Source organism: Faecalimicrobium dakarense (assembly GCF_000499525.1).
GTDB lineage: Bacteria > Bacillota > Clostridia > Peptostreptococcales > Peptostreptococcaceae > Faecalimicrobium > Faecalimicrobium dakarense.
The window spans coordinates 1-1,175 of sequence record NZ_HG529296.1 but is presented as its reverse complement, the minus strand read 5'-3'; the positions used below and the strand labels follow the sequence as shown (position 1 = coordinate 1,175).

Below are 1,175 nucleotides of genomic sequence, written 5' to 3'. Positions count from 1 at the left end.
CTTCTTCCATTATTGTTAAATCAGCTGCCCATGTTGTATCAAATACATAATCTACTCCTAATTTTCTTAAGGCTGCAGCAATTTTATTTTCTACATTACTTCCAGGCTCAAACCCAAAAGCTTCACCTATGGCCACTCTTACGGCAGGAGCCATTTGAGTAATTACAACTTTATTTGGGGTTGCTAAGTCTCGAAGGAATTTAAATGTATTATCTCCTGCAGTTATTGCATTAACAGGGCAAGCTGCTATGCATTGTCCACAATGAGTACACCTAGTGTAATCTATATGATGATGTTTTTTAAATTCACCCTCAATACAATCTACAGGGCAAGCTCTTTTACATGAACCACACCCAATGCATTTATCTGTTATAGTCAATTTTATAAGATGATTACATTGTGATGAATAACATCTATTTTCTTCTATATGTTCTTCTATTTCATCATAGAATCTATCAATTATTTCTTCCATTATATTATGGCTTTGGTTGAGTCTATGTTTAACGTTAGTAGCAAGTTCTCTTAAGAGATATACATCACGCATATTTCCTCTTCCCTTACTTATTCTATCTAATATCTTCCACATTCTAATTATTTCCGTTTTTACAATAGAGTAACTTTCAAATGATTTATCCTGAAGTTTGCCAAGTAAAAAGTCTATATAAAATTTAGCATACTGAACTATACAATCTTCTTCTGATAAAATAATTATCGTTCTACTTGTTCCTTTAGGAAATAATTTAAAATCTAGTACTTTATCTAGACTATCTTCACTTAAAAATCCTCCAAATGGTATACCTAGCTGGGCTGCTTTAAATCCTTTGTCATTTAATAGTCCTCCTGCAAGGTTTATTATATCAACTAATGTTGCTCCTTCTGGCACCTCTCTTATCCCAGGATTATTAATTTTTCCAGATATAGCGATTACTCGTTTTTTATCTTCTGTTATTTTTTTTAATTCATCTTCACTAAATACAGAAAATACTGAACCTAATGAGCTTTGTATTATAGTTTGTTTTTATCAGACATTATTTACTCCTTATCTATTTAAACCAATATTATATTCATATAATTAATTTTCCGAGTAATGGCTCTATTATTCCTATTTTTCCAAAGTTTTCTATTGGATTTGTATTTTATTGAGTTATAAATAAAAACCTGTATTGTCTTTAAAG

General features: G+C 30.5%; 1 protein-coding gene. It reads right to left on the bottom strand.

Annotated elements, in window-relative coordinates; genetic code table 11:
* On the bottom strand, window positions 1-883 hold an 883-nt coding region (locus BN899_RS06690; RefSeq protein WP_330362481.1), incomplete at its 3' end, for a [Fe-Fe] hydrogenase large subunit C-terminal domain-containing protein.
* Between the last annotated feature and the right edge of the window lie 292 nt (window positions 884-1,175).